This window comes from Bifidobacterium sp. UBA6881, assembly GCA_002451435.1.
Lineage (GTDB): Bacteria > Actinomycetota > Actinomycetes > Actinomycetales > Bifidobacteriaceae > Bifidobacterium.
The window spans coordinates 12,696-18,661 of record DKCF01000023.1; the positions used below are offsets into that span (position 1 = coordinate 12,696).

Here is a 5,966-nt window from a genome sequence, read left to right on the forward strand (position 1 = left end):
TCTTCAGACGAGCCTTGCGCTCGCTACCGGGTGCGTTCTTGTTCATGGTATTCATGAGACGAAGGTTCTTCAGAGTGTTCTTCCATTGCCCGATTGGGGCGTCTGCGGGGAACTGGTCGGCGTATTGCTCCAACGTCGTTTCGATGTTGTCGAGCTGTTTGGCGACTTTTGCGGCTGGATCGAGCGCCACAGGCATATGCACGTTTGCCGCCGCTTGCTTGAGTTTGTCCCCGATTTGCTGATCGTTGACGAACTGCGCCACCTTATCCTTATAGTCCGACATGACCCGCATGCGTGGCGCGGATGCCATCCTCGCCGTCCTCGTCATCGAACGTGACCGGAGGGAAACCGGTCCAATCGTCGATGAAGCGCGTGATAAGCGCCCACTGGCGGCGGCTGATGCCGATATGCATGTCGGGCCGCACCATCAGCACCGGCGCCGCGGGCTCCTCCGCCTCGATTTCCCTCATCGCATCGCCGCGGCATTCCTCGTCGTCGATCCACACGATCGGGGACGAGCCGGCGGACCTTCGCTCCACGCGCACGCGCGACAGCACCGTCGACAGCTTGCCCGTCAGCCTGTGCTCCATGGTGACGGGATCGTACCAGACGGTGTTGTGGACGACCGCCGGGTCCCAGCCGAGCATCGGATCCAGCACGTTCACGCAGTACGGCTGCCATGTGGTCAGCCAGTCGAGTTCGATGCGGCCGTCCTGGGCGAGCCCGTACAAGGCGTCGGACAGTTCACGCGACCAGTGGACGCGGTAGCGGCCGACCGGCGGACGCGCCTGCATGTTGCCGTCCAGGTGGAACGCGCGTCCGGGATCGTAAAGGGCCTTGCGCGGATCGTCGTCCTTCAGCCACTGCGCGTGGTCCACGCCGCCGCGGCGCAGTACCTTGTCGTCGGGGAACGCGTTCAGCACGCCGTCGAAATCCGTGTATACGACCGGGATGCCCATGTCTATTCCTTTCCGGTTTCCGGCCAGTGGTCGAACCATTCGAGCAGACGGTCCACGTTCGCTTCATCCCGGCCGCCGACGGCGGAAATCGATAAAACCTGCGGCGTCGATTACCAGGTAACCGGCGGGTCCTGCTTCCTTTCCAGCAGCGTCAGACGCATGTCGAGAAACTGTTGGAAGGAAACCATTCCAATCATGATTTGCTCGAACATCTCGTCCGGCTCCATGCCGCCGGATCTGCGACTTTCCATGAGGTCCAGGAGCCCGTCGATGTATGCGTGCGCATAGGGCGAGTCCTCGGCGTTCCCGGACTGCATGACTTGCAAAGCCTGATAGAGCGCAGCCACATGCCGATTTTGTGAATATGGCATAAGCCGCCTTATTCCCGAAGGCAGGGGCTGCGGACGTTTTCTTGGAGCTGATCGCGCAGCCATTCCTTGGTTTTGTCTGTATTGTACTGAATCCATCCAACCAAGCGACTGTTCTCGGGCTCTCAATGGAAGTGCAACACCCGTTAGATTGGCGGTTGGGGGCCGACAGCGTGATCGGCGTGGGATGCAACCTGCATACCCGATTGCGCGGCGCGCTGGGCGTGGCCACATATTTCGCCGACGAATTGCTAGAATTGCAGGACCAACAGGGGCGTTGCGCTTCTAAATAGACATTGAGCCGTTTGAAAATCAATATAGCGGGGCGATTCCGGTCGTCTTTTCGTTAACGGGAATCCTGTCTAATGTTCGCTTTGGGAATAATTTCTGGTTTCCGGTTACAGGAGATAACGCTCATGACGAATCCGGAGAGGGAAGTTGTGCCTCTCCGGCTTTTGCTGTACCATTTTCTGTACATGTATTGTTGCGTCGGAAGGAGGCCATTATGGTCACGGCGGTTGCGTACACCAATTTCCGCAAGGACCTGAAATCGTACCTACGCCGCGTGAACGATGACGCGGACATGCTTCTGGTCACCAACAAGGACCCGCATGACAACGTGGTGGTGATGAGCGCCGACGATTACGATTCGCTCATGGAGACCTTGCGGGTCTATCAGAATCCCGGATTGTTCGACAAGGTTCGTCGCGGAATAGCCCAGGTGCATTCCGGTGCCGTTGCCTCGCATGATCTGGTCGGGGAGTGAGCGGTGCTGCGTTGGACCGAGGACGCATGGGATGATTACCTGTATTGGCAGACCCAGGACAAGAGGACGCTCAAGCGCATTAATGCGTTGATACGCGACGCCATGCGTTCCCCGTTCACAGGACTTGGCAAGCCCGAGCCGCTCAAATGGGAATTGCAGGGCGCCTGGAGCCGTCGCATCGATTCCGCGAACCGGCTGGTGTACATGGTCGAGGACGGGGATCTGTGCGTTCTGTCCGTCCGTGACCACTATTAGACATTTTGACACTAGCCGGATGCTGGTGATTCGTGCTGAGAGGAAGGGCCGGCATCCTGCGCAAAGCCTGGTGCAAGGCGGACAAAGAGAGGCGCGTCAACAAGCACAACATCGCCTGGTGGTTCACAGCCATCGTATGCCTGATCGTCTGGGGAATGGTATGCGCGTGGAAGTGGGGCCTTGTCACGTTCGGTGGAGTATGGAGCGCCGTCTTCCATGGATTCGACCATGATGTGCTGTGGGTTTGGGAATCTACCTGCTGGTGTTGAACGTGGCCACGTTCTTGGCGTTCGTCTTCGACAAGCTCGTTGCCGCGGATGGTCGCATGGACGGACGGCGGAAGGCGCGTATGCGTCTGCCGGAGCTATGGCTCCTGGGGCTTTCATTGCTGGGCGGGTCCATAGGCGGCATGATTGCGATGCGGCTGTTCCGACACAAGACGAAGAAATGGTACTTCGTGATGGGGCTGCCGTTGTTCATCGTCCTGCAGACGGTGCTGTTCCTTTACCTACACGCCGCCGGACTGTACTAGACATGAAAGCCGAACCGGTCGGCCCGATGGATAGTTCAGCTTGCCCGAATCAGCAATCCTTCTCGGGCTGCGCCGCGATGGCGTCATCAGCCGCCATGCTTTCGGGCCGCGTTCCTTTCAGCTTGTCCAAGAATTCGGGATTCAGCTCCAGCCCATCGTTATCCAGATCGCCGTTAGCGCGTTTTACGAGCATGTCCGTGAATCGTTTGCCCATGGGGCGGAAGGTGACGTAAGTGATGCCTCCGGACATGACGCCGCCAAGAACTGGAACTGCCTTGGTCACCACCTTGCCCACGGTTTGTTTGGTGATCTTCACACCAATGGAGGCCATGACCTTCTTCATGATGGGATACCATGCGGTTTTCGTCAGCGCCTTGGCCGCGACCTTTTTCCCGATGACTTCGCCGGCTTTCGCCGAGACGTTGAGTACAAGCGTCGCAGCACCGCTCACTCCAAGCATCGCCGCGAGATACGCGATGATCCTGTTCTGCGTCTGCTCGGACAGCTGATCCAAGTCACTGGAGAACAGGTCGTCGTCTCCGAACAGATAGGCCAGCTTCTGGGCCATGTTCAATGCGAAACCGAAATACTGTACGACATCCGCACCGCCTGCGGCAATCATGGCAACGGGATTCCCCGGAAGACCGGCCGCGAACGAAGTCAGCGATGTCGAGGTGGTGCTGGCGGCGATGATTTTGTCCGCCTTGTTTCTCAGCGATTCCGGTGTATACACGCTCTGGGGGCCGTCTTCGAGAATCTGATCCAGATATTCGGAATCCTTGAACTGTTGCCTGAGAAATTCCTCACGGTCAACCCGGACGATGGGAAGTTTGGACAATGCGGTGACCATGTCCAAAGTCTTCTGCGCCATCTCGTCGGTATCGATTTTGACCATGCCTGTTCCCTTCCAATGCTAAATCGCTTTCTTGCATTATAAGGACATCCATCTTCGGAAAAGCGTTTCCCGTTGACACCGGTATGAGATTGAGCTTGCCGTATAAGGCATTTGGATCATCGTGCTGAAGCAGCCTGCGCGCAGTATGGCCTTCACGGTGAACGCCGCGGAGGCTGGAAATACCACTGCTGCCCTGCGCGAAGGGACGATTTATGTCTGCGAACAGGTTTATCTCTGGCAGAAGAGGCATTTTCCATGCCTATAAGATTTTTCGAATTGAGATTTTGGATACCTAAAATCTCAATGAGGCCTTGCGAAAGTACGTCAGAAGACCTCATTGAGATTCCAAGGAAAGCCGATTTAGATGAATTGTCTCTCGAGGCTAGTCGGTTTCATGAGTGGAAGCATTTGTCGAAACCACATTGTCCACAAGATCGTTTACTCCTGAATCCCATGTCCAATGTCCTTGCTGCATTAGTTCTTCACACCGAGGAATTGCCTTTAGTGAGATTTCAATTGCTTTTCTAAGATCTTCGTCATTGTATTGATTTGAAATTTTTTCAATTTCTTTTAGTTCCTCTGGAGATAGAGGATTGCCGCCATTATCTTTATTGTTATTATTTTGGAAATAATTTATTGCATCTTGCTGCTTTGAAATTGATTCGGGGTGATCATTCATATTACGAATACAAAGAGGTAAAATTTCGTCAACAATCGGGTTTTTCCAAGAATTGTCTTTTTTTCTGCCCTTTCTTATATCAAACCGTTTCTTGCTTTCTTTGTACGCTTCGGGCAAACCGAAAGATTGACTTTTTAAAATATCGTCAGTTAGGTCTAAAAGAGATTTGTACTTGAATGTTTTTCCCTTATCGGTAAAATTCAACTTTACCATATAAGTATAAATTACTCCAAATAGTTCCAGACAATATTCAATGGTTGGTATCTGGAAGGCTTCGTATGTTATTTCCGCTAATGATGGGGCGCCTTTATGCAACTTGCCGAAACGAGTAGATTTTTGGACGCGATGTGGTGCGTCGTGATTATCGGAAAAAACTAATAGATTGACCGAATCTTTCTCCTTTTGATTTGTAGCGAATGCACCTTGAAGAATATATGGGGAATGTGTAGAAATCCATACCTGATTGGTTTCAGATATCGTTGCAAGCGTCTTGGCCAGCTGTTTTTGAGCCTTCGGATGCATCCATATTTCAGGTTCGTCAACGCAGAGGAAGAGATTGTCGATACCTGATTCTGAATCATCTCGCGCGTCGCTGCTTAATATGTGAGCGTATTCGCGGAGGGCTGCAAAGGCAACTGCACGTTGAAGGCCTGTGCCCTTCTGGTCAAGATCGGTTTCCACGCCATCGTCGACGCGGGTTTTTCCCATTTTGATGAAGGATGAGGCATCTGGTTGATCAAACGCGAAAGAAACGGTGACCGATGGAAATTGCTCTCTGGTATGCTCTGAGAGCGATTCATTAAGATCTTTTAGTATTTCAGAGTATTTTCCAGTTGATGAAAATACGAGTTCGTAGGATTTCTCAAAATCTTTCCACTCGTTAGAGGTAGTTAAATTATGAGTTTTTGCGCGAATTAGTTTTCCGAGAATTTTAGTTGTTCCAAAATCCAAGACGTCATCGGGAGTATCGGTCGCATGGAATACTGTCGGAGAGAAAATTGCAGTGAAAGGCTTATCTATTCCGGTTTTATTATTAAAAGGAGATTTTCCGATTTCCGCATCTTTACAGAAAAGAAATACCGTTTTAGGATTGTTTAAATAGCGACGTGCAATAAGACATTGCTCATTTTGTTCGGTAAGTATACAACTCTTCTTAATTGTTTTTGCTTTTGCCTCGGTGACATTTGATTTGTCGATTTGGGCTTCGATGTCATTTCCTGCCAGAGTAAGCTCCGCATAGCATGGCTGATCTCCGCATTGAGTATTCTTCAATGACTCCGCATCCGTATGTGGGCTGCTCATGAATTCCAGAGCCTCTATGACAGTACTTTTTCCGGCATTGTTATTGCCTACAAAATAATTAATATGTGGAGAAAATTCAAATACATTATTTTCTCCTTTGAAAGATTTAAAATTCGCAAGTTTTAACCGCTTTACATACATTTTAACCTCCTTGTTGATTTTTTCAGATTTTACGGTTTAGCTTATGCAATGAGGTTCTTTATGTTCGTT

The 5,966-nt window shown here is 51.6% G+C and carries 7 protein-coding genes and 1 pseudogene; 3 read left to right on the top strand and 5 right to left on the bottom strand.

Annotation, left to right across the window (positions count from 1 at the left end; all coding sequences use genetic code 11):
• The 3 genes and pseudogenes from B3C64_RS01895 to B3C64_RS01905 all read right to left on the bottom strand — a co-directional run.
• A pseudogene (locus tag B3C64_RS01895) lies at window positions 1–262 on the bottom strand (hypothetical protein); the annotation flags it as partial.
• 7 nt (window positions 263–269) lie between these two features.
• On the bottom strand, window positions 270–959 hold the full coding sequence (locus B3C64_RS01900) for a hypothetical protein (protein WP_291533335.1): 690 nt from the start codon (window positions 957–959) through the stop codon (window positions 270–272).
• Between the two features lie 110 nt (window positions 960–1,069).
• Window positions 1,070–1,330 (bottom strand): hypothetical protein, encoded by a 261-nt coding sequence (locus tag B3C64_RS01905; RefSeq protein ID WP_291533336.1) that lies wholly within the window; start codon window positions 1,328–1,330, stop codon window positions 1,070–1,072.
• A gap of 502 nt (window positions 1,331–1,832) precedes the next feature.
• On the opposite strand from B3C64_RS01905, the gene B3C64_RS01910 reads away from it, so the two are divergent.
• The 3 genes from B3C64_RS01910 (at window position 1,833) to B3C64_RS01920 (ending at window position 2,880) form a co-directional block, all read left to right on the top strand.
• Window positions 1,833–2,093, top strand: a complete 261-nt coding sequence (locus B3C64_RS01910) for a type II toxin-antitoxin system Phd/YefM family antitoxin (RefSeq protein WP_291533337.1) — start codon at window positions 1,833–1,835, stop codon at window positions 2,091–2,093.
• Between the two features lie 3 nt (window positions 2,094–2,096).
• Window positions 2,097–2,348, top strand: a complete 252-nt coding sequence (locus B3C64_RS01915) for a Txe/YoeB family addiction module toxin (protein WP_291533338.1) — start codon at window positions 2,097–2,099, stop codon at window positions 2,346–2,348.
• 238 nt (window positions 2,349–2,586) lie between these two features.
• The gene (locus B3C64_RS01920) at window positions 2,587–2,880 is read left to right on the top strand and encodes a DUF1294 domain-containing protein (protein WP_291533340.1); all 294 of its coding nucleotides are present in this window, start codon (window positions 2,587–2,589) and stop codon (window positions 2,878–2,880) included.
• A gap of 49 nt (window positions 2,881–2,929) precedes the next feature.
• Here the strand turns inward: B3C64_RS01920 and B3C64_RS01925 are convergent, their stop codons facing one another.
• Together B3C64_RS01925 and B3C64_RS01930 are read right to left on the bottom strand one after the other, a co-directional pair.
• A complete protein-coding gene (locus B3C64_RS01925; RefSeq protein WP_291533342.1) occupies window positions 2,930–3,775 on the bottom strand; it encodes a hypothetical protein in 846 nt (281 codons plus the stop codon).
• Window positions 3,776–4,157: 382 nt separating this feature from the next.
• Window positions 4,158–5,897, bottom strand: a complete 1,740-nt coding sequence (locus tag B3C64_RS01930; protein WP_291533344.1) for an ATP-dependent nuclease — start codon at window positions 5,895–5,897, stop codon at window positions 4,158–4,160.
• Window positions 5,898–5,966 lie beyond the last annotated feature (69 nt).

Bases quoted from the DNA above. Each gene is read 5' to 3' on its own strand.
- B3C64_RS01900 (WP_291533335.1), bottom strand. From the start codon at position 959: ATGGGCATCCCGGTCGTATACACGGATTTCGACGGCGTGCTGAACGCG.
- B3C64_RS01905 (WP_291533336.1), bottom strand. From the start codon at position 1,330: ATGCCATATTCACAAAATCGGCATGTGGCTGCGCTCTATCAGGCTTTG.
- B3C64_RS01910 (WP_291533337.1), top strand. From the start codon at position 1,833: ATGGTCACGGCGGTTGCGTACACCAATTTCCGCAAGGACCTGAAATCG.
- B3C64_RS01925 (WP_291533342.1), bottom strand. From the start codon at position 3,775: ATGGTCAAAATCGATACCGACGAGATGGCGCAGAAGACTTTGGACATG.
- B3C64_RS01930 (WP_291533344.1), bottom strand. From the start codon at position 5,897: ATGTATGTAAAGCGGTTAAAACTTGCGAATTTTAAATCTTTCAAAGGA.